The 21295-nt window shown below is 33.2% G+C and carries 19 protein-coding genes; 11 read left to right on the forward strand and 8 right to left on the reverse strand.

The genetic code is table 11. The features are described 5' to 3' along the window. Window positions 1-523: 523 nt before the first annotated feature. The 6 genes from mnmG (at window position 524) to ASD98_RS18680 (ending at window position 8562) form a co-directional block, all read left to right on the forward strand. Complete coding sequence (gene mnmG / locus ASD98_RS18655; protein WP_056207257.1) at window positions 524-2395, forward strand: tRNA uridine-5-carboxymethylaminomethyl(34) synthesis enzyme MnmG; 1872 nt, start codon at window positions 524-526, stop codon at window positions 2393-2395. Between the two features lie 283 nt (window positions 2396-2678). After that, window positions 2679-3143 (forward strand): GNAT family N-acetyltransferase, encoded by a 465-nt coding sequence (locus tag ASD98_RS18660; protein WP_056207259.1) that lies wholly within the window; start codon window positions 2679-2681, stop codon window positions 3141-3143. 97 nt (window positions 3144-3240) lie between these two features. Then, a complete protein-coding gene (locus tag ASD98_RS18665; RefSeq protein WP_056207261.1) occupies window positions 3241-4089 on the forward strand; it encodes a bifunctional 2-polyprenyl-6-hydroxyphenol methylase/3-demethylubiquinol 3-O-methyltransferase UbiG in 849 nt (282 codons plus the stop codon). Window positions 4090-4759: 670 nt separating this feature from the next. Beyond that, the gene (locus tag ASD98_RS18670; protein WP_053474345.1) at window positions 4760-5335 is read left to right on the forward strand and encodes an OmpH family outer membrane protein; all 576 of its coding nucleotides are present in this window, start codon (window positions 4760-4762) and stop codon (window positions 5333-5335) included. 111 nt (window positions 5336-5446) lie between these two features. Next, window positions 5447-7726: a helix-turn-helix domain-containing protein gene (locus ASD98_RS18675; protein WP_056207263.1), complete on the forward strand. Its 2280-nt coding sequence runs from the start codon at window positions 5447-5449 to the stop codon at window positions 7724-7726. Between the two features lie 77 nt (window positions 7727-7803). Then, window positions 7804-8562 carry a hypothetical protein gene (locus ASD98_RS18680; protein ID WP_056207266.1) on the forward strand — a complete coding sequence of 253 codons (759 nt, stop codon included), beginning with the start codon at window positions 7804-7806 and terminating at the stop codon, window positions 8560-8562. Between the two features lie 43 nt (window positions 8563-8605). Here ASD98_RS18680 and ASD98_RS18685 read toward each other — a convergent pair whose 3' ends face one another. Both ASD98_RS18685 and ASD98_RS18690 read right to left on the reverse strand, forming a co-directional pair. Then, window positions 8606-9076: a hypothetical protein gene (locus ASD98_RS18685; RefSeq protein WP_128414857.1), complete on the reverse strand. Its 471-nt coding sequence runs from the start codon at window positions 9074-9076 to the stop codon at window positions 8606-8608. 122 nt (window positions 9077-9198) lie between these two features. Further along, window positions 9199-10164, reverse strand: coding sequence for an SPOR domain-containing protein (locus ASD98_RS18690; RefSeq protein ID WP_056207270.1), 966 nt, complete (start codon window positions 10162-10164; stop codon window positions 9199-9201). 236 nt (window positions 10165-10400) lie between these two features. Between ASD98_RS18690 and dprA the strand changes: the two genes are divergently transcribed. Together dprA and ASD98_RS18700 are read left to right on the forward strand one after the other, a co-directional pair. Next, window positions 10401-11501, forward strand: coding sequence for a DNA-processing protein DprA (gene dprA / locus ASD98_RS18695; protein ID WP_056207272.1), 1101 nt, complete (start codon window positions 10401-10403; stop codon window positions 11499-11501). A 136-nt stretch (window positions 11502-11637) separates the two neighbouring features. Next, window positions 11638-12498 carry a hypothetical protein gene (locus tag ASD98_RS18700; RefSeq protein ID WP_056207274.1) on the forward strand — a complete coding sequence of 287 codons (861 nt, stop codon included), beginning with the start codon at window positions 11638-11640 and terminating at the stop codon, window positions 12496-12498. A 70-nt stretch (window positions 12499-12568) separates the two neighbouring features. On the opposite strand, the gene ASD98_RS18705 is transcribed toward ASD98_RS18700, so the two are convergent. Then, window positions 12569-12979: a hypothetical protein gene (locus tag ASD98_RS18705; protein WP_056207276.1), complete on the reverse strand. Its 411-nt coding sequence runs from the start codon at window positions 12977-12979 to the stop codon at window positions 12569-12571. A 25-nt stretch (window positions 12980-13004) separates the two neighbouring features. Next, complete coding sequence (gene trpS / locus ASD98_RS18710; RefSeq protein WP_056207278.1) at window positions 13005-13979, reverse strand: tryptophan--tRNA ligase; 975 nt, start codon at window positions 13977-13979, stop codon at window positions 13005-13007. Between the two features lie 262 nt (window positions 13980-14241). On the opposite strand from trpS, the gene ASD98_RS18715 reads away from it, so the two are divergent. After that, the gene (locus ASD98_RS18715) at window positions 14242-14997 is read left to right on the forward strand and encodes a 1-acyl-sn-glycerol-3-phosphate acyltransferase (RefSeq protein ID WP_056207280.1); all 756 of its coding nucleotides are present in this window, start codon (window positions 14242-14244) and stop codon (window positions 14995-14997) included. A 560-nt stretch (window positions 14998-15557) separates the two neighbouring features. On the opposite strand, the gene recA is transcribed toward ASD98_RS18715, so the two are convergent. The 4 genes from recA to ASD98_RS18735 form a co-directional block, all read right to left on the reverse strand. Further along, window positions 15558-16565 (reverse strand): recombinase RecA, encoded by a 1008-nt coding sequence (gene recA, locus ASD98_RS18720; protein WP_056207282.1) that lies wholly within the window; start codon window positions 16563-16565, stop codon window positions 15558-15560. Between the two features lie 161 nt (window positions 16566-16726). Continuing rightward, window positions 16727-17236: an acyl-CoA thioesterase gene (locus ASD98_RS18725; protein ID WP_056207446.1), complete on the reverse strand. Its 510-nt coding sequence runs from the start codon at window positions 17234-17236 to the stop codon at window positions 16727-16729. Between the two features lie 127 nt (window positions 17237-17363). Continuing rightward, on the reverse strand, window positions 17364-17747 hold the full coding sequence (locus ASD98_RS18730; protein ID WP_056207284.1) for a hypothetical protein: 384 nt from the start codon (window positions 17745-17747) through the stop codon (window positions 17364-17366). Between the two features lie 7 nt (window positions 17748-17754). Then, a complete protein-coding gene (locus ASD98_RS18735) occupies window positions 17755-18903 on the reverse strand; it encodes a DNA polymerase III subunit delta' (RefSeq protein WP_056207287.1) in 1149 nt (382 codons plus the stop codon). A 434-nt stretch (window positions 18904-19337) separates the two neighbouring features. Here ASD98_RS18735 and ASD98_RS18740 point away from each other — a divergent pair, with 434 nt between their 5' ends. Both ASD98_RS18740 and ASD98_RS18745 read left to right on the forward strand, forming a co-directional pair. Next, complete coding sequence (locus tag ASD98_RS18740) at window positions 19338-19790, forward strand: hypothetical protein (RefSeq protein ID WP_056207289.1); 453 nt, start codon at window positions 19338-19340, stop codon at window positions 19788-19790. A 209-nt stretch (window positions 19791-19999) separates the two neighbouring features. Beyond that, window positions 20000-21292 (forward strand): hypothetical protein, encoded by a 1293-nt coding sequence (locus ASD98_RS18745; protein WP_056207290.1) that lies wholly within the window; start codon window positions 20000-20002, stop codon window positions 21290-21292. Window positions 21293-21295 lie beyond the last annotated feature (3 nt).

The raw sequence follows: 21295 nt of genomic DNA on the forward strand, positions 1-21295 counted from the left end.
TTTATGTTTCAAGTTTATAAAATAAGCGAGTTGTTCCACGTGAAACATGTTTGGTTTTTGATAATAAAAGAATCTGAATGTTCCACGTGGAACTTATTTCATTTTGATAACGAAAACTTCAACGTTCCATGTGGAACGTTTGAAAGTGAAGTTTTAATTTGAAGTTTTAATTTGAAGTTTTTAATTTGAAGTTTTTAATTTGAAGTTTTTAATTTGAAGTTTTTAATTTGAAGTTTTTAATTTGAAGTTTTTAATTTGGATTTGAAGTTTTTGATTTGAAGTTTTTGATTTGAAGTTTTGATTTGAAGTTTTGATTTGAAGTTTTGATTTGAAGTTTTGATTTGAAGTTGTAGAAAGAATTTACAGATGTTCCACGTGGAACTTTTTGTAAAATGAGAGAGTGAAACTTGAAACCTTAAACTTGAAACCTGAAACCTTTACCGCCGTTCCACGTGGAACAAAAGAAAAATAAAGTTAATTCTGAGAACCGCCTTAAACGGTTTGCAGAGAATAATAAAACAAAATGTTTTTAGAAGAATACGATGTTATTGTAGTTGGTGCTGGACATGCAGGATCTGAAGCCGCGGCAGCGGCCGCAAATTTAGGATCCAAAACTTTGTTGGTTACAATGAGTTTGCAGAACATAGCCCAGATGTCTTGCAATCCTGCAATGGGAGGAATTGCAAAAGGACAAATTGTTCGTGAGATCGATGCGCTTGGAGGTTACTCCGGAATTGTTTCAGATCGAACTGCAATTCAGTTTAAGATGTTGAATAAATCAAAAGGACCTGCAATGTGGTCGCCGAGAGTTCAAAGTGATCGAATGCGTTTTGCAGAAGAATGGAGAATGATGTTGGAGGGAACTCCAAATTTAGATTTTTACCAAGAGATGGTAAAAGGTCTGATTATCGAGAACGGAAAAATAAAAGGTATTAGAACTTCGCTTGGAGTTGAGATTCGATCCAAATCGGTTGTGTTGACAAACGGAACTTTTTTGAACGGATTGATTCATATTGGAGAAAAACAATTTGGTGGAGGAAGAGCAGGTGAAAGTGCTGCAACTGGAATTACCGAAGATTTGATCAAAGTAGGATTTGAAGCTGGAAGAATGAAAACAGGAACACCGCCACGAGTTGATGGACGTTCTTTAGATTATTCTAAAATGAATGAAGAAAAAGGTGATGCAGTTCCGGATAAGTTTTCTTATTCGGATTTAACCGTTCCTTTAACGCATCAAAGATCTTGTCACATGACATACACTTCGCTTGAAGTTCATGATATCTTGAGAGAAGGTTTTGATCGTTCGCCAATGTTCAACGGAAGAATAAAAAGTTTAGGTCCGAGATATTGCCCTTCGATTGAAGATAAGATTAATCGTTTTGCAGATAAAGAGCGTCACCAGCTTTTTGTTGAACCGGAAGGATGGAATACTTGTGAAGTTTACGTCAACGGATTTTCAACTTCGCTTCCGGAGGATATTCAATTTAAAGCTTTGAGTTCTGTTGCCGGTTTTGAAAAAGTGAAATTCTTCCGTCCGGGTTATGCAATCGAATATGATTATTTCCCGCCGACACAATTGAAACATACTTTGGAAACGAAGTTAGTTGAAGGATTGTATTTTGCCGGACAAATTAATGGAACGACAGGATATGAAGAAGCAGCTTCGCAAGGTTTGATGGCCGGAATAAATGCGCATTTAAAAGTGCACGAAAAAGCGCCGTTAATTTTAAAACGTGATGAAGCGTATATTGGAGTTTTGATCGATGACTTAATTACGAAAGGAACAGAAGAACCTTATCGTATGTTTACGTCAAGAGCAGAATATAGAACATTGTTGCGACAAGATAATGCCGATTTTAGATTAACACCAATGTCACATGAAATTGGTTTGGCTTCTGAAGCTCGTTTGCGTAGAATGGAAAAGAAATTAAACGAGTCTGAAAAGATGGTAGCTTTTTTTAAAGAAACAAGTGTTTCGGTAGCAGAAACAAATCCAATTTTAGAAGCAAAAGAAACGGCTCCAATTACGCAAGGGGATAAAATGTTTAAAGTATTCTCACGTCCGCAAATTGATTTGGAGGATATGATGAAATTTGAAAAAGTAAAAGAATACATAGAGGCAAATGATGTTGATCAGGAAATTTTGGAACAAGCCGAAATCCAGGTCAAATATTCTGGTTATATCGAAAAGGAAAGAAACAACGCCGATAAACTAACTCGTTTAGAAGAAGTAAAAATTCCGGAGAATTTCGATTACCAAAAGATAAAATCAATGTCGATTGAAGCAAAACAAAAGTTAAGCAAGATTCGTCCTGTTACAATTTCTCAAGCATCAAGAATAAGCGGAGTATCACCAAGTGATATTTCCGTATTGTTGATTTATATGGGAAGATAAGTTTTGTTTCAGGTTTTCTTTGTTTCAGGTTGTGTTCTGCGATAAAAATGTGAATAAAGATAAAATTGTTCCACGTGAAACGTATTTAAGTTTTGATCTAAATTTTGAAATCTAAAAATAATATTTGTTCCACGTGAAACGAATACAATGAGTTTGTCATTCCGAGGAACGAGGAATCTCCGTTGTAAGATCGACAAAGATTGGTTTTTGATTGTGGAGTTTCTTGCGAAGATTCCTCGTTCCTGGGAATGACAAAAAAGATGAAATCTAAAATTTTTATTTTATGAAGATCGTTGAAAAAGAAGTTTTATCAGATGAAGAAAAAGAAGTTTTAAGAGAACTTTGGAACAATGAATATCCGGCCAGATTACATTTGAAAACTTCTGAAGATTTTGATTTGTATTTAAACGGACTTTCAAACACAAAACATTATTTACTGTTTGATGATTCTGATAAAATTATTGGATGGACATTTGCTTTTTTAAGAGAAGGTGAAGATTGGTTTGCGATAATCCTGAATAGTAAAATTCAGGGAAAAGGAAACGGTTCACTTTTGATTAATGAAATTAAAAAGAAAAACAAAAGTTTAAATGGTTGGGTAATTGATCAGGAAAATGAAGTAAAACAAAATAATGAAATATATAAATCTCCAATGCCATTTTATATTAAAAATGGTTTTACAATTTTGACAGAAACAAGAATTGAAAATGAAAAAATGTCGGCTGTAAAAATAAATTGGAGAAGCTAAAAGAAAAATATAAAAACTAAAATATTAAACCCTAAAAGTGAAATTTGGCTTTTAGGGTTTTGCTATAACATTAAACCAAAATACCGATAATTAAAAAATGGACGTTTTAAACAAAAAACATTTTCTTACTGTAAAAGACCATTCTGTTTCTAAGGAAATTTTCGAACTGTATCACGACGAAACTTTAGACATGTTGATTACATCTCCGCAACCAGATTTAGAAAATCTTGGAAAATATTATGAAAGCGAAGATTATATTTCGCACACAGATAACAAACGTTCGCTGTTTGAAAAAGCATATCACTTTGTGAAAAATATTGCTTTAAAAAACAAACTCAATTTGATTAATGCGGAACAATCTCAAAAAGGAAAAATTTTGGACATTGGTGCCGGAACCGGAGATTTTTTATTAACGGCAAAAAATGACGGCTGGAATGTAATTGGAGTTGAACCGAGTGATCGGGCAAAAAATATTGCAAAGCAAAAAGGAATTTCATTTGTTGAAGAAATCAGCGAACTCGAAAATAATTCTTTTGATGTAATTACAATGTGGCACGTTTTAGAACACGTTCCAAATTTGGAACTTCAAATTCAGGAATTGAAGCGATTATTAAAACCAACTGGAACATTAATTGTTGCGGTTCCAAATTTCAAATCGTTCGACGCAAAACATTACGGAGAATTTTGGGCAGCTTTTGATGTGCCAATTCATTTTTGGCATTTTTCAAAAAAAGCCATCAAAACGCTTTTTGAAAAAGTGGACATGAAATTAGAAAAAGTACTTCCAATGAAATTTGATTCCTTTTATGTGAGTCTTCTTTCTGAAAAATACAAAACAGGAAAAATGAATTTTATCAAAGCATTTTTTATCGGTTTAAAATCAAATTTAAAAGCGTCGAGTACAAAAGAGTATTCATCTCACATTTACGTGCTAAAAAACAGCTAAAACGCAAAATAAACGCATTTAAGGCGCTTTCTTTGGTAAAACGAGGGTTTGTGTCGTCTTTTCTGAGAAAATAGCTCTAATAAAAGCTATGAAAGTCACTTTTGATAGTGATATTTTATAGCTTTTTTTTCATCCATAAAGAAAACTAATACCTTGAAATTGCTGCTATTTTTGGAATTTTTTCTTGTTTTTTCCGATTTTAAATTTTGAATTTGATCAAAAATATAATTGCAAGATTTTTGCTTCCGGTTTTTTGTTTCAAGAAAATGAAAATTAAAAAAGCTTCAAAAAAAATCATTTCAAATTTTCAACAAAAGAGAAATTTTTAAAATGAACTTTTTTTCACTCCATTTTTCATCAAATTTAAAAACAGAAAAATCAAAAAAAGTTTTAGACGCAAATTATGGACTAAAAAAGGATCAAAACATAAAATAAGGACATTTAAGACATTTTCTGAGGCAAATTGAGGGTTTGTGTCGCCTTTTTTGAGAAAACAGCTATAACAAAAGATATGAAAGCAGCTTTTAATAGTGATATTTTATAGTAGTATTTTAATTCATAAATAAAACCAATATCATAAAATTATAGCATTTTTTAAACTTTATGTTGATGCTATTTATTTTTTTATATTTTTGTCTTCAATACAATAAAAAAATTAGAAATTTAAAAAATGAAAAAAGCATTAGTAATTACCGCACTTTCAATTTTGGTTGTTTCGTGTAATAAAGCGACAGAAGCTAAAGAAGTAAAAACAGCTTACGTGGATACTTCAGTTTTGATGAAAGAGTACACTGAGGCAAAAGACCTTGAAGCTAAATACAAAGCTCAGGCGGAAGAAAAAGGAAGACAACTGCAAGCTGAGATTACTCGTTTTAAACAAGACGCTGCTAATTTTCAAAGTCAGGCACAAGCAAATGGTCAAGCTTGGGCGCAACAAAGAGGGGCTGAATTGCAAAAAAGAGAACAGCAATTGGGTTATGCTCAACAAGCTTTATCACAGCAATTACAGCAAGAAAGTGGTGTTGAAATGGATTCTCTTGTAAGCGGAGTTAAAAAATTCATCAAAGATTACGGAAAGAAAAACGGATATTCTTATATCTACGGGACAGGTGATGCGGCTACAGTTTTATACGCTGAAGACAAGTACGATATCACTAAAGTTATTATTAAAGAGTTGAATGATAAGTACAAAGCATCTCCAAAAGCAGAAGATAAACCAGCTGCAAAAGAAGAGGCTAAAAAATAATAAACTGCCAAACTAACTAAATTAAATTAAATGAAAAACCTAAATCCAGATCGGATTTAGGTTTTTTTCTTTTATAAAAATGCGATATTTTTGACGTTTAATACCTGCCTAATGCAAAACGTTTCCGAAGCCGCCGCTTACACCTTACAATTCATAAATCAAACACAAAAATCAATATTCCTTACAGGCAAAGCCGGTACAGGAAAAACGACTTTATTGCGTGAAATCATCGCCACAACTCACAAGAATACAGTAGTAGTGGCGCCAACAGGTATTGCGGCACTAAATGCAGGCGGTGTAACGATTCATTCGATGTTTCAACTGCCATTTTCGGCATTTTTACCTACTTATGAAGAGAGTTCTCAGTTTACAGAAACAGTAAAATTTGAGAATAAAGAATCACTTCGCAGACATTTCAAAATGAACAATGTGAAGCGAAATGTGATTCGCAATATGGAACTGCTGATTATTGATGAAGTCAGTATGCTTCGCGCTGATTTACTTGACGCTATAGATTTTATGATGCAGACAGTTCGAAGAAATACCAAAGCTTTTGGCGGTGTTCAGGTACTTTTTATTGGCGATTTATTGCAGCTTCCGCCCGTAATTCGGGATGAAGAATGGCGCACGCTGCGCAATTACTACAAAGGAAAATTCTTTTTCCACTCTCATGTAATGCAGCATAATCCACCGTTGTATATTGAATTATCTAAGATTTACCGTCAGAGCGATGACACTTTTATTTCTGTTTTAAATAATCTTCGAAACAATCAAATTACAAAAGAAGATGTTCAGGTTTTAAATCAATATGTAAAACCTGATTTTGACTTAAAAATGAACCCTGGTTTTATAACCTTAACCACGCATAACGCTAAAGCAGATACAATCAATGAACAGGCTATCAATGATTTATCAGGAAATGAATTTGCCTATCAGCCATTTGTAGTGGGAGATTTTCCAGAAAAGATTTTTCCGGTTGAAGAAAACCTAAAGCTGAAAGTTGGTGCTCAGGTTATGTTTGTCAAAAACGATTTGTCTTTTGATAAGAGATATTTCAACGGAAAAATGGGCGTTATCAAATCGCTTTCGCCAGAAGAAATCTTCGTTCATTTTCCGGAAGAAAACAAAACAATTGAAGTCGAAAAATATGAATGGAAAAACATTCGCTACAAAGTAAACGAACTTACAAAAGAGATAGAAGAAGAGGTTTTAGGCACATTTGCACATTATCCAATCAAATTGGCTTGGGCCATTACGGTGCATAAAAGTCAGGGCTTAACTTTTGAAAAAGCTGCGTTGGATGTATCGCAAGTTTTTCTGCCTGGGCAGGCCTATGTCGCACTTTCTCGTTTAACATCCTTAAATGGGCTTATTTTGCTTTCTCCAATACAAATGAACGGACTTTCGAACGATCAGGATGTTATGGATTACGCTTTAAACAAAGCCACGGAAGATGATTTGAAAAATTCGCTTCACTTTGAAACCAAAAATTTTATTCATAACTATTTGATTAACAGTTTTAACTGGGCAGATTTAGCGCAGGAATGGCGAAATCACCGTTTTAGTTATAACGAAAATGCCGTGGCATCAGAAAAATCAAAACATGCTGCGTGGGCGCATAAACGGTTAGAAATTATTGATGGACTTACAGATCCTTCGCAAAAATTCGTTCAGCAGCTTAATAAAATTTTCAATAAAGAAACCGTTGATTTGTTATTTGTGAAGGAAAGAGTAGAGGCGGCTTACGATTACTTTTTTAAACCAATGGATAGATTGGTTACGGATCTTTTGAGTAAAATGGCTGAAATTCAGAAATTTAAAAAAGTAAAAGAGTTTTATGAAGAATTGGTTTTTCTGGATGATTTGCAGACAAAAGCTGTTTTACGTTTGATGAAAGCGAAACTGCTTGTTGAAATTGTGGTTTCCCGTGAAACAATCAGCAAAGAAAGCCTGACTTCTCCAGCAATAAAAAATTATAAAACCGAAAAGATTTCGAGAACGAAAGAAGAGTATAAAATGACGAATACAGACATGTTTCAGGTTGACGAGCCTGTTATTCGTTATTCTTCTAAAAAAGTGGATAAAACGGCAGAAAAAGCAGAAAAAAAGACAACTGTCGAAGAGACTTACGAACTTTGGCTGGCAAAAAACTCTGTTGAAGACATTGCCCGCATGAGAAAGCTGACAGTTCATACGGTCGAATCGCATTTAATAAAATTGATTCAGGCCAAGAAAGTTGATATCACGGATGTGCTGCCGTACGATAAAATTCTTGCTCTTCGTGAAGCATTTGAATTTTATGCAGAAGAATCTTTAAGTCCTCTAAAGGAAAAATACGGAGATGAATTTACTTGGGATGAACTTAAGATGTTCAAAGCTAGTATAAATTGATTTTAGATTTTGTAACTTGTGGTTAGAATTCTAAATTTTAGAATTTATTATAAAAACATTATGTAAAATAGAAAGTCATGAAAAAGCTTATATACATCACATTAGTTATTTTTTCTGTCAAGAGTATGAGCGGACAGGAACTAAAAAAAGAATATCAAAAATTCATTCAGGCCTTTATTGATAATGTAAAAGGGGATAAGAAAGAAGCAATTGCAAACATCATTTCTTATCCATTAAAAAGAGAAAATCCGATTCCTTCAATCAAAAATAAAACGGAATTTATAAAGCGATATTCAGAGATTTTTGATGCTGATTTAAAGAAAGAAATAACATCGTCAAAAGCCGATAAAGATTGGTCGGAAGTGGGCTGGCGCGGAATTATGCTCAATAATGGAACTATTTGGATGGATACTGATGGAAAATTGACGTCAATTAATTATCAGTCAAAAATGGAGAAAGATCTAAAAGCAAAACTGATTTCATCCCAGAAAAAAGGCATTCATTCCAGTATAGCAAAGTTTAAAAATCCGGAGTATGTTTTAGAAACGTCTAAATTCAGGATTAGAATTGATGATATGGGAAATGATACTTACAGATATGCTTCTTGGTCTGTAAAACAGAAAATGAGTGAGAAACCGGATTTAATTATCAATAACGGAAAATGGTTTGCCGATGGTAGTGGTGGCAATCATAATTTTAAGTTCAAAAAAGGCAATTATATCTACACTTGTTATATCATTGTTTTGGGAGAAAAAGGTTCTCCGCCGGCACAACTGGTTATTACTCAAAGTGGAAAAGAAATTCTTTCGCAGGACGCCAAAATTGTTTCACGATAAACAAAAAGCCCGATTCATTTTGAATCGGGCTTTTTGTTTTTGCTTATAGAGACGAAATGGCTTTTTCAAGCTCTTTTTGCTGCGTTATTTGCGTTAATTTGAGTTTTTGAACACTAACCTCGTTTTCTTTAGTTTTCAGCCTCTGTTTTTGAATTTCTTCGTCAGATATCGAAGATGTTGTTATTTTATTTTCAATTTTTTGATTGGCAAGCTCTAGTTTACTGATCTTTTCTTTTGTCGATTTTAAATTATTTTCAGATTTAATCAATGTTTTTTTCTTTGATTCCACCTCTTTCATTTGCTTTTCAATATCCTTTTGCTGCTTTTTTAATTCAGAAATTTTATCGTCAAGTTTTTTATGATTTTCAACAGAGGTTTTTCTGGCATCGTTTTCAGCTCTTTGCCATTCGATTTCATAAGCTTTTTGACCCTGAATTGTTTGTTGCGCCATAAAGTATTGTGAGTTCATTATAAACAGCACAACTGCAAATGTTTTAAATATCTTATTCATCATTTTTTAATTTATCGGGCACGAAATTAAATGATGAAAAGATTAAAAACTGCCGTTTAAATTTTTTAAAACGACAGAATAAGACAAAAAAAATCCTATTCGATAAGAATAGGATTTTGAGGATTTTATAAGTTTTCGACTAGAATCCAGGCATCCGGATTTTCGCCTTTTTGAATTTCTTTCTGTGCTTTTTCAGCTTCTCCCATAGTGGCATAACTTCCGTATAAAACCGGAAATAAACCATGTTTGTTTTCGCCAAGCATTCGGGCATTATAACCATCTTTAATTAATTGATTATAAGCTTTCTTTGCATTTGCCTCGCTTCTAAAAGCACCAGCCATGATATGATAAGGCATAACTTTCACTTCTGCAGTTTCTACTTTTGCAGAATCAACGGCTAATGTTACGGCTGGCAGCGGATTTTGAATTACGAATGTTGCTTCCTGAATTTTGTTTTGCACTTTTTTCTGAACATTACCTTCTACAACAAGTGTTTGTGCTGCAATTTGATTTTGGTATAAAGGATAACCTATGCTTCCGGTAACTCCTAAACCAAGAACAAAAATGGCAGCATATCTCAAATAAGATCTTGACTGCCTTACTTCTTCATCTTCATATAATGCAGCAGTTTCTCTTTCTGCGATTTGTTCGATTTTCTTTTCGAAAATTTCTCTTTTCACCATTGGAGAAACAAACGGACTTAATCCAAATGAAGTTGATAAATAGTTTATTTGATCATTTGGTGAGAAAATGATATTATTTTCGGAATTAAGACGAAGATCTCCAATATTTTTCAGGCTTATAACGCCATTTTCTTCAAGGGTCTGTCTCCAGTTTTGTACCTCAAAAGCAATAGCATTTACAGCAGTTCCGTAAGATGTATTTTCTGCTTGAGCAACATGATTTGCGAGCAGTCCGTCGTTATTTTTTAAACGGCTGTTGAAAAAGACTGTTTTCTTGGGTGGAAAAAACGAATTAGTACTTTCATTCAGCTGAGCCGATTGTATTTCGGTTAAAAATGCCCCAAATCCGGGAACCGTTACACACTGATAACGATATAATAATTGCGCGATATAAGTTTCGATTTTCATAGCAACAAAGTTATGTAATGAATATAGTTATCAAAATTTTATTCACAATTTTTATTAACAATTGCAAGATTTTTATATACAATTAATTTTCAGTATTTTAAAATCAATTTTATCAGCATCAATATTTCAACCATACTATAAAATTTATTTTTTATTAAGAATTTACTTTGTTTTTAGCATATTTGCAGATTATTTGAGTGCAGTTTTTATTTCTATTTTACATAATATTTTGCAAAATGTCAGATCAGGATTTGTTTTATTTATTAGCTTTAATGAAAGTGGATGGAGTTGGAGATATTATAGCAAAAAAGCTATTGAATCATTGCGGTAACGCAGAAGCAGTTTTTAAATTGAAAACTAATCAAATTGCTGCAATTGACGGAATTGGTTCAGCATTGCTGAAAAACATAAAAGACAAAACTATTTTTGAAAAAGCAAATCAGGAACTTGAATTTGTTAAAAAAAACAATATCAATGTTGCTTTCTTTCAGGATGAAACATATCCAGATCGCTTAAAACATTGCATAGATTCACCTGTTTTAATTTTTACTGGTGGAAATATAAACCTGAAAAACAAAAAGGTTATTAGTATTGTTGGCACCCGGCAAATCACGTGTTACGGAACCGAATTTTGTCGAAAATTTATTGAAGACGTGGCACCGCTTGATCCGGTAATTATAAGTGGTTTTGCATATGGAGTTGACATAGTGGCGCATCAATTTGCAATAGATTGTAAATTACAGACTATAGGTGTTTTAGCTCATGGACTAAATCAGGTTTATCCCCGAACGCATAAAAAGTACATGGCAAAAATGGAAGAAAACGGAGGTTTCATTACCGAATTTTGGAGTACTTCAAATCCGGATAAAGAGAATTTTGTTCGCCGAAATCGTATTGTTGCCGGAATCAGCGAGGCCACAATTGTCATTGAATCTGCAGATAAAGGAGGATCACTTATCACCGCCAATTTAGCCAATGATTATAATCGGGATGTTTTTGCTGTACCGGGCAGAGTAACAGATCGATATAGTCAGGGTTGTAATGATTTAATTAAAACACAAAAAGCAAATGTTCTTACCAGCGCAGCAGATTTAATTTATGTTTTGAATTGGGATATTGAAAAGAAACCCAAAGTAATTCAAAAACAGTTGTTTATTGACCTGGAACCTGATGAACAAAAGATTTATGATTTTCTCTTAAAAAACGGAAAAGAGTTGCTTGATATTATTGCACTCGAATGTGATTTTCCAGTTTTTAAAATTTCCGGTATCCTTTTAAACATGGAACTTAAAGGATTTATAAGACCTTTGCCGGGCAAATTATTTGAGGCGATTTAGTAAGTATTATTTATTTTGAAATTCAAAAAACAAACATTACTTGTAAATTATATTCAGCCATTTAACATTTTTATCAAAATAAATTAGGGAAAACATAATAAAACTATACTTTTGTTTTAACCCAAAAATCTTAAAAATGAACATAATTGAACTATTTGAAAACGCGGGAATTTATAGAGAAAACCTAAGCGGATTCAGCATTGAAGACTCAGAAAAAGTCAAGAAGCAATTTGAAATTGAGCGATCACAAAACCTAAATTTAGATCAAAATGTAGCAGATAATTTAATTTCTGCCATTAACCAATTTCCAAAAGAGCTTTTGTTTATTTCGAATAATCGAATCCTTTACAACTTCTTTTCGAAAAAAAATTACTCCCGAAACAGATTTATTACGGATTACTCCATTTCTGTTAGTGAAGAAAATGTTAAATCATTTATAGACAGTTTTTTATCTAGGGATTTAGATGCCTTTTTCGATCAAAGCATAGCACAAAATAAGTTTGATATTATTGATGATCTTCTGAATGTTAAAGAATATCTGCCTCAAAATTCATTAGACAGCTTAGACCAAAAACTGAGTGCAAAACTTGATTTTATTGTAAATAAATTTGATGAAAACCCTTCTTTATCATCGGGTACTGAAACAATTGAATTTATTAAATACAGAAGTTTTTATAGCTTGCTTTCTCATTTTAGATCTGCAGAAAACGATAAGAAAGTCAGGGCAATTTACAGCAAAATGTCGGGTTCAATTGTTAATGCAGGTGTACGAAATGAGTTTTTAAATCCAATGGTATCTTCAATGGTTAATTATAAACCACTAGATTATGAATTAAGCAATTCAATAAGATCTCACAAAGACCGAATTGATGCTGAGAATGATAAAGAATATAGCAGCAGTTCATCATCTGGAGGTATGTCAACCTGGTCTATAATTGCTATTGTTATAGTTGTTATCAGATTAATTATGCTAATGGCAAGACTTGGAAGAGCTTAAGAGCATTTTTAGAATAATAATAAAAGCCTGCTAAAAATCTATTAGCAGGCTTTTATTTTTAAATTTTAATCTACTCTTTGTTTTCTTCATTATAATTCCAAAAAGCTTCTTCTACAGCACCTTCAAGAAGGCAGGAAGCTGCATATGAAGTATCAATTAACCACTCATCAATTTGTGATACTTGTTCCTTGGTAATCAAATTATTGCTTTGTAACATTCCTTCTGGATAAAGTGACCACATTCTTCCATAATGACAAATTCCCCAAACACAAGAGATTATTCTTTTATCTACAAAATCCTTTTCTAATTCTGGCGCAAGGGCTTTTAAAGCCTGCATAATTAGATGGTAATTTTCTTCATGTAAAACTCTTCTAAAAGGGCGTAATTGACCAAGAAAACCATTTTTCCAACGATCACTTTCTATGTTTTCATGGTGGGCGCTTTGGTACATTAATTCTTCTATTGCTTCTTCCTTCGTCATAAATTAAATGTCAAATAAGAAAAATTTAATTCCCAAATCCAAGAACTTCCCGAACTTTTGCTAAAACGCCATCCGCAACGATGGAAGCTTTTGCAGCACCTTTTTTCAAAAGAGCATCCACTTCGTCAAGGTTGTTCATGTAGTAATTATATTTTTCTCTTTCGGTTTTGAATTTTTCTGTAATCAATTCAAAAAGAGCTTGTTTTGCATGACCATAACCGTAATTTCCACCAAGATAATTCGCTCTCATTTCAGCAATTTGAGTTTCATTTGCTAACAAAGAATATATGGCAAAAGCGTTGCAGGTATCAGGATTTTTTGGTTCTTCCAAGGGCGTGCTGTCTGTTTCGATACTCATAACCTGCTTGCGCAATATTTTATCATCAAGAAAAATATTGATAATATTATTCGCAGATTTACTCATTTTTCCACCGTTTGTTCCCGGAATCAGCATACTGTCTTCCTGAATTTTAGCTTCTGGAATTACAAAAGTTTCTCCCATTTGATGATTAAATCTTGAAGCCACATCGCGTGTTATCTCTAAATGCTGCAATTGGTCTTTTCCAACAGGAACAAACTCTGCGTCATAAAGTAAAATATCGGCAGCCATTAACATCGGATAAGTAAAAAGTCCGGCGTTAACATCGTCTAAACGATCTGCTTTATCTTTGAAAGAATGCGCTAAAGTTAAACGCTGAAACGGAAAAAAACAGCTTAAATACCAGGTCAATTCAGCAGTTTGAACCACATCAGATTGTCTGTAGAAGGTAACTTTATCAGGATTTAAACCACAAGCAAGCCAAGCCGCAGCCGTGCTATACGTGTTTTCTCTTAATGTTTTACCATCTTTAATTTGTGTAATCGAATGTAAATCAGCAATAAACAAAAAAGATTCATTGGCCGGATTATTCGATAATTCAATTGCAGGGATAATAGCTCCCAATAGATTGCCTAAGTGTGGCGTTCCAGTACTCTGAACACCAGTAAGTATTTTTGCCATTCTAGTTTTTTCTTATTCTTTAACCACAAAGGTCGTGATGTTTTTTTTAACCGCAAAGCACGCAAAGGATTTACGCAAAGTTCGCAAAGGTTTTATTAAAAAATTAAAAGAAATAACCACAAATTAAAAGATTTTAAAATCCATTTAATCATTTTAATTTGTGGCTTTAAACTTTGCGTAAATCCTTCGTGCTTTGCGGTAAAATTATCTGTAAAATAAAATCTTTATAAAAATTCATTTCGGTTTTCTTACATTTGAAACCATGAAAGGATTAAAGATTGTTTTTTGGATTATTTGGCGCATTTGGTTTTACGTTTTAATGGCGATTCCAATATTGATTATGCTGCCGTTTTTACTGATTTCTATTATCTCAGAGAGCGGATACCCTTATTTTTTTAAAATGGCCCGCATTTGGGCTAAATTCATCCTTTTCGGGATGGGTTTTTACTACAAAGTAAAACGTGAACAAAAGCTTATCAGGAATAAAAGTTATATGATTGTAGCAAATCATACTTCAATGACAGATATTATGCTTATGCTTGCCATTATAAGAAACCCGTTTGTTTTTGTTGGAAAGAAAGAACTCGTAAAGATTCCGCTATTTGGATTTTTCTATAAAAGAACTTGTATTTTGGTAGACCGAAATTCTTCAAAAAGCAAAAATGAAGTTTTCAAGCGTGCACAAGATCGTTTAAGCCAGGGTTTAAGTATTTGTATTTTTCCTGAGGGCGGAGTTCCTGATGATGAATCTATTTTACTGGACGAGTTTAAAGACGGCGCTTTCAGATTAGCAATTGAACATCAAATTCCTATAGTGCCAATTGTTTTTGCAGACAATAAAGAACGCTTCTCGTATACTTTTTTAAGCGGAAGTCCCGGAAAAATGCGAGGTAAAATCCTTCCTTTTGTAGAAACAAGCGGCTTAACACTTGATCACAGAAAAGAACTGAGAGAAAATGTGAGACAAGTGATTTATAAAAGCTTACTCGAACTCAAGAAGAAAGATTTAAAAGAATAGTCAAAATAAACAAACCCGGCAAGATTTTACACTTGCCGGGTTTTCTTTCGAAATAAAAACCCCCGTTTATATTCAAAAAGCTTATCGATGAATTATTTTCTCTGAGATAAAACGCAATACTTTTTTAATTTTTAATTTGGTTTTTTTTCGTCTTCTACTCTTCAGTATTTCCCTTTTTTCTTTCATGGTTAAATATATTTATGGCTTGGTAATAAGGAGTTTAGCTAAAACTCAAGTTAACGGCATAATATATTAGATCGAAAAAAAGTAAAAAGGTTGTATGAGCTGCTAATTTTTTTTCAAAAACAGTAAAAACCCGTTAGAACCATGAGCGAAACTAACGGACTTTTAGTGAATCAACCAACCAAATTTATTATAAAAAAATGTTGAACTGTGTATTTATGGCAATACCAATTAAACATTATGTCTATTTTTATAGATGAAATAGTTTTAAAAAGGTTGCGTCTTTTTTTATTTTTTTTTAAATAAAAAACCCGGAATGCTTAAAAGCTTCCGGGTTTAGAGTGTAAAGTGTTGATTTTTAAATACTTTTAAAAGTTTTAAGCATTTGCTAATTCTTTTATATGAGCTTTAATTTTAGCTTCTAATTCATCGGCCAATTCTGGATTGTCTTTAATTAATGCTTTTACAGCATCACGACCCTGACCTAATTTAGTATCTCCGTAGCTAAACCAAGATCCTGCTTTTTTAACGATTTCAAATTCAACTGCTAAGTCAAGAATTTCACCTGTTTTAGAAACTCCTTCTCCGTACATAATGTCGAATTCGGCAGTTTTAAAGGGCGGTGCAACTTTGTTTTTTACAATTTTAACTTTAGTTCTGTTTCCAATCACGTTTTCACCATCTTTAATTTGAGATGAACGACGAATATCTAAACGTACAGAAGCGTAGAATTTTAATGCGTTACCACCGGTTGTTGTTTCAGGATTCCCGAACATAACACCAATTTTTTCACGCAGCTGGTTAATAAAGAAAACAGTACAATTTGTTTTGCTGATCGTTCCGGTTAATTTTCTTAAAGCCTGAGACATCAAACGTGCATGAAGACCCATTTTAGAATCTCCCATTTCACCTTCAATCTCACTTTTTGGAGTTAAGGCCGCAACAGAGTCAATTACAACAATGTCTATAGCTCCAGAACGAATTAAGTTTTCGGCAATTTCCAATGCCTGTTCACCATTGTCTGGCTGAGAGATAATTAGGTTTTCGATATCAACACCCAATTTTTCAGCATAATTTCTATCAAAAGCATGTTCCGCATCAATAAAAGCAGCAATTCCGCCGGCTTTTTGAGCTTCTGCAATTGCGTGCAGCGTTAATGTGGTTTTACCAGACGATTCTGGCCCGTATATTTCAATAATTCTTCCTTTTGGATATCCATTTACCCCAAGAGCTAAATCAACGCCAAGCGAACCCGAAGAAATCGTTTCTACCTCTACAATGGCTTTGTCGCCCATTTTCATTACGGTTCCTTTTCCGTAGGTTTTGTCAAGTTTATCAAGCGTAAGCTGTAACGCTTTTAATTTGGCTTCTTTGTCTGAACTCATCTTTCTTAAATTATCTAAATTGTTATTTTTAGTTTTCAAAACAAAAATCAAAAGGAGGAAATAACTTCCTGCATTTTTATTTCACTGACTAGAATGTGTAAAAATACTTCTTTTTTTGAAGTTTCATCGCTTCAAATTGTTTCAAATTGTAACAAATTGTATTACAAAAACAAAGCCTTTAATTCTGTGGCTTCAGAAGGTTTTATTTTCCCTGCCAATAATAAACTTAATTGTTTACGGCGTAATGCAGCTTCAAAACGCTGTATTTCTAATTCTGTTTCAGGAACAATTGCCGGTACTTCAACAGGTCTTCCGGTATCGTCAACAGCTACAAATGTATAAATAGCTTCGTTTGCCTTGGTTCTGTTTCCGGATTCGCGGTCTTCTACCCAAACGTCTATGAAAACTTCCATAGAACTTTTGAATGATCTTGAAACTTTTGCCTCTACGGTAACAACGCTTCCAAGAGAAATTGCTCTGTTAAAAGCAACGTGATTTACAGATGCCGTAACTACAATTCGGCGTGAATGTCTGCGGGCGGCAATACTTGCTGCACGATCCATTCGGGCTAATAATTCGCCGCCAAAAAGATTGTTTAAAGGATTTGTTTCGCTTGGCAAAACTAAATCGGTTAATATTGTTAGGGATTCTGAAGGGTGTTTTGGGTTCATTTTTTTGATAATAAAATTCATTTTTTTGCCATTGATTTCACTAATTAAAAGGATTAAAGAATCTTTGAGAATTTGTGAATCCCGATAGCTATCAGGAGTGGCTTACGTTTTTAAAAATTCAGGCTGATTAATTCAACCAGTAAACTGCCATTACAGCAGGAATAAAATAAATAACAATGGTTCTTGCTCCATCGTAATCTTTGGCTAATCGTTGTCCGAAAAGCATCATTAACAAAGATATACACGAAAAAACAGCACCGTAAAAACCGTATTCGCGTCCGCTGTTTGTTAGTAATTGAATTGCTCCGACAACACTTAAAATTCCAGAAATTAATTCTAAAATTAACAAATGTAAAAGAGCAAGCGGGACTTGATTTTTTAATGGCGTTTTGGCAAAATGTTCTTTAAGCCAGATGACATTATCTTTCCAGTAAAAAAATTTTTCATAGCCTGACTGTAAAAAAGTTAAGGCTAAAAATGCTAATATTAAAATAGAGGCAACATTGTTCATTTGAGGACTATTTTTTATGAATTAAACGAGTCAGTTTTATAGATAAATCGGTTAAGATTATTTTTGCATTTCCGTTTCTTTCAATGTGATACATGGCATCTGAAAGTTCTTTGAAAATTTCGTGAATATTATTTCCGTTTACAAAAGGTGCAAAATTCTCGAGTTTAAATTTGTCAACTTTTGGCTCAATGTAAACTAAACTTGGCGTTTGATAATTCAGTAAAAGCGCCTGTCTAAACATTTCGATACAAAACTGAATAAACTTTTTCTGGCTTTCGCGGCCAAGTCCGGCGATTTCTTCACTCCAGGAAATTAAATCCTGAATCGCAGCGGCATTTCCTTTTGCCCTAAAAGCAGCACGAACCCAATTGACGAACCATTGTTCAAATGGATATTCAGCATCATCTTCTTTCAATAAATGCAATGCTTTATTAAAATTTCCTTGTGCCTGATGCGCAATTTTTTTGGCTAAATTAGAATCTATATTTTCTTTAGAAACCAGTGCTTCGGCAATTACATTTTCCGGAAGTCCGTTAAAGTGAATTACCTGACAGCGAGAACGTATGGTTTGAATTATATCTTCTTCGTTTTCAGAAATAAGAATAAAAATTGTTTTATCTGAAGGTTCTTCCAGCAGTTTTAAAAGTTTATTCGAAGCCGCAATATTCATCTTGTCGGCCATCCAGATAATCATGATTTTGTAGCCGCCTTCGTATGATTTCAGTGCAAGCGATTTTAAAACTTCCTGTGCATCTTCGACCCTGATTTCGCCCTGTTTATTTTGAACGCCTAAAGTTTTATACCAGTCAAATAATCCACCATAAGGCATTTCCTGAATAAAGTTTCGCCAATCCTGAATAAAGTCTAAACTTTTTGGTTTGGTTTTGACATCTTCTGTAGTAACGGTTGGGTAAATAAAATGCAGATCCGGATGCGAAATATTTTGAAATTTCAGATTACAGGAATCATTTCCATTTTCGTTTTCATTTCCCGTATTACTGCACAAAATGTACTGTGCATAAGCAATTGCTGCAGATAAAGTACCGCTTCCTTCAGGCCCAATGAATAATTGCGCATGAGGAATTCGCCCGGAAGATGCACTTTTTATCAAGTGACTTTTGATGTAATCCTGACCTAAAATTTGAGAAAATTGCATGAAGCAAAGATAGAAGAAAATGATGTAGTCAAAAATTTTCGATTAAAGATTATTGAGCTGGATTTCATTTATGAGAATATGATTGTTTTTTGCTAAAAATTTTGTTCCCTCGCCGCTAACTTTTGTTAATAAATTACTTCACACGAGCAGATATCAAGACTTTTTTGTTAATATTTTTTTGTTCAAAACGATAAACGTATAGTTTTTTTGGCTATTTAAAGTAAAAATTTACAGCGTTTTTATAGATAATATCTTACGTTTTTTGTTTTAACAATTTTAACAAAAAGCCCGTTAAAACGCACATTTTCTCGACATACAGCGGGTTTTTAAGCTTTTTTTAAGCTTTTTTTTTGAAAAAAGAATTCAATAAAGTTGCAATTTAAGTTAATTTCTATATTTTTGTTTTCATCAACAACCAATATAAATAAGAATTTATGAAAGGGAAAATTATTTTATTTAGTGCATTTTTTATCATGACAACTGCTGCAGTTTCTGCGCAGGCAAAAAACGCTCCAAGAAGTATTATCAGTACAACGGCTCTTATTCGTAAATACCATGATCAAAAAGAATTGAGTGGTATGCAAAAAGGGGAACTTTTGGAATTGTATATTGAGCGAATTAAAGTATTAGTAAAAACTCTCCCTTACATTGCGTTGGTTACAAAACCGGGTGTTACTATGGCAGACTTAGGTATTCCAGACGATAGTGAACACAAAAAAGTTTTGGATGCTCAGGCAATTGGTACAACTACTTTCTTAGATACTACAGTTGAGTTTCAAAGAAAAATGATGCCTTACTCAGATAAAGGAAATCTTATCGCGGCAATTTTATTTTACGAAAACACATTAAAATCTTTACATGAGTTCAATGAATTGAATGAAATGTAAAATTTAAAAAATATTTTAAAACCTTTTTTGAAGTGTTTACGTAGATGGATTAGATTTCTGCGTCACTTTGAAAAAGTAAACAAAACAACTCGTTCTCGATTTATTCTGAAACATATTAGAAAAACCGAGAACAGTTTTTTTCATTTACGCATACCCAAATTATTTAAAGCATACCCAAATTTATTATTAACCTAATACACACCTTTATCATGAAAAAAATTACTCAAATTATCTGCGTTCTTTTGACAGTTACGAGTATGAGTGCTCAACAAGAGAAAGGAATTATGGGCTACACTAACTGGTTAAATAACTGGACAGAATTTAAGCCTAACAAAGTAGAGTATGGAGAAGCAAATCAAATTTTAGCAGGAAACATTTCTGTTAATACTAAATTGCTTAAAAGGAATATCTATGTTTTACAAGGTAACGTTTATGTTACAAACAATGCGGTTTTAACAATCGAACCTGGAACTTTAATTATTGGTGATTTCGAAACAAAAGGAACATTGGTAGTTACAAAAGGTGCACAACTTGTTGCAGATGGTTTAGAAACTGACCCAATCGTATTTACATCTAACCGCAGCCAGAAAAAAGCTGGAGACTGGGGTGGAGTTGTAATTCTTGGTGATGCTCCAATTAACAAATTCGGTAACGTAGGATCTTATAATATGGATCTTGATCCAACTTTAACTACTTATGGTGGTGATAATGTTGCTTCAAACTCTGGAATTTTAAGATATGTTAGAATCGAATTTGCTGGTAAAAAAGTGAAAGGAGTTGATACTTTCAACGGTTTAACTATTGCAGGTGTTGGTAACAAAACAATTCTTGAAAACGTTATGGTTAGCTACTCTGGAGGAGATTCATTTGCTTTCTTCGGTGGAGATGTTAACGCTACAAAATTTGTTTCTTATAAATCAATCAACGACGATTACAAATTTACACAAGGTGTACAATGTCGTTTATATAACTCTTTAGCAGTTAGATCTTCTTATTTATCTAGTAACAAAGACGGATCTCGTTGTATGGAGGTAAAATCATTCGAAAAGAAAAGCGAAACAGATTTTACTAAAAAAACTACTTTAGTTGTTGCGACTAACATTACAATGCTTAATGACAGTGAAAACATCAATGCTGACATTCAATCAGGTTTAGTAAAAGAGGCTGTTTACGTAGCTGAAACTGCTTCTCTTGAAATGAAAAGAAGTGTGATATCTGGATTTAACCCTGCAGTGTTATTAGACAGCAAAACAGAAATCAATGATGCCAACCTTAAAAAAATCAAATTTGAGGAAATGTATTTCAACTTATGTAAAGGAAACATCTTTACTGAATACAACTCAAACAACGAAGATTTAGAGAGCTGGTATGGAAACAGTGTGTTCTTTAATGTTTACTCTCAAAGTGACAACAAAGAAACATTCATTGATATTTTCAACCCTAAAAAGCCAGACTTTAGATTACAATTAGGAAAAATTACAGCTTCAAGCGGCAATAGATAAATA

The organism is Flavobacterium sp. Root186, from assembly GCF_001428525.1.
Lineage (GTDB): Bacteria > Bacteroidota > Bacteroidia > Flavobacteriales > Flavobacteriaceae > Flavobacterium.